3 protein-coding genes are annotated in these 1,544 nt (G+C 36.1%); all 3 read left to right on the top strand.

What is annotated here, in order from left to right:
* The coding region (locus HX13_RS22705) for an RNase A-like domain-containing protein (protein WP_202962944.1) at nt 1-520 on the top strand (520 nt) is incomplete at its 5' end.
* A gap of 20 nt (nt 521-540) precedes the next feature.
* Nucleotides 541-837 (top strand): contact-dependent growth inhibition system immunity protein, encoded by a 297-nt coding sequence (locus HX13_RS21520; RefSeq protein ID WP_050022742.1) that lies wholly within the window; start codon nt 541-543, stop codon nt 835-837.
* A 289-nt stretch (nt 838-1,126) separates the two neighbouring features.
* Nucleotides 1,127-1,544: RNase A-like domain-containing protein (locus HX13_RS21525; RefSeq protein ID WP_316931383.1), on the top strand; the 418-nt coding region annotated here is incomplete at its 3' end.

Here is a 1,544-nt window from a genome sequence, read left to right on the forward strand (position 1 = left end):
AGAAATGATGAGCAGTGTGTGGGATGCAGTGGGTATTGCAATTGCCAACAATATTTCTGCTGAAAACCAGACGCAGGCACTGGGATTAGCGGCTTTAGCGGTCATTTTAACAAAAGGGAAGGCGGCTCCTGGAATTATAAAAACAGAAGGATGGTTGGCTTATCATGAAGGATCTACATTAGGACATACATTGGCAAGACATGTTGGTAAAACCGATGCAGATTTAATCAGCCGTTTAGCTACTCAAAAGGGAATTACAGGTGCAAGTTCTTTTACAAACGAAGCAATAGCAGAATCTGTTATTTCTTCAACCATAAAAAGTAATAGAGATGCTATCAAATCTTGGTTGAAAGGTGCTAATGTTATTGATAATTTAAGATTGGAATATACAGGTTCAACAAATATTGGTAGAGGAATAATGAGAAGAACAGGCATTGTTAATGATTTTACGAATGCTAGAGTTATCTTAAAATCAAATGGAAAGGGAGGTTATTTTATATTAACGGCTTTTCCAAAATAATAACAAGAAAATAAGTATAAATGAGTTTTGAAAAAGATTTCCCACGATTAGTGCAATTTTTTGGTGCTTACTTTCCAGATGCAGATTTCGAAGATTTGACAGATGAAGAAATTGTTTCTGAATATGTATCTAAACATAAAAAATATGATAATTATCAGAAAATAATTCAATTAATAAAAGATATTGAAAAATTGATTAACAATATTGATTATTATTGGGAAGAGGTTGGTGATGAGGCAAATAGATATTTTGAGAATTCTCAAGATGCATTAAAATGGTTGAATATGATTAAAAAAAGAGCTGGAAAAATAGCGTGAGTTTTATAAAAGATTATCCAATTTTATTCCAGTTCTTCGGAGGATATTTCCCTCTGCTGGCCGATCATCTTGCTCGTGTCTGAATAAAAAGCAAAACCTTTGCAATAGTGAAGGTTTTGTTTTTATAATTGGGGAATAAATGTAAATTAAAAAGTGTTAAATAGCATGAGCCAGAAGTTCGCGGCTGGGTGGAGGAGGATTTTATTTCACAGTTCCGGTTACGGTAACAGGAAAAGGGAACATCAGCACATGGAATAAAGGGGATAATTATTTTCCTAATATCTTTGCCATGGGGATGGCATTTGATCGGGCTCTTGCAGGGCTCTTGCCAAATGGAGGCAGAGCATTTGATCCAATGTCATGGGTAAGAAATGACAGAGGAGTAGAAATGATGAGCAGTGTGTGGGATGCAGTGGGTATTGCAATTGCCAACAATATTTCTGCTGAAAACCAGACGCAGGCACTGGGATTAGCGGCTTTAGCGGTCATTTTAACAAAAGGGAAGGCGGCTCCTGGAATTATAAAAACAGAAGGATGGTTGGCTTATCATGAAGGATCTACATTAGGACATACATTGGCAAGACATGTTGGTAAAACCGATGCAGATTTAATCAGCCGTTTAGCTACTCAAAAGGGAATTACAGGTGCAAGTTCTTTTACAAACGAAGCAATAGCAGAATCTGTTATTTCTTCAACCATAAAAAGTA

Source organism: Chryseobacterium sp. P1-3 (genome assembly GCF_000738495.1).
GTDB lineage: Bacteria > Bacteroidota > Bacteroidia > Flavobacteriales > Weeksellaceae > Chryseobacterium > Chryseobacterium gallinarum.

Excerpts from the sequence above, each read along its gene's own strand:
- HX13_RS21520 (WP_050022742.1), top strand. The coding sequence starts at position 541 with ATGAGTTTTGAAAAAGATTTCCCACGATTAGTGCAATTTTTTGGTGCT.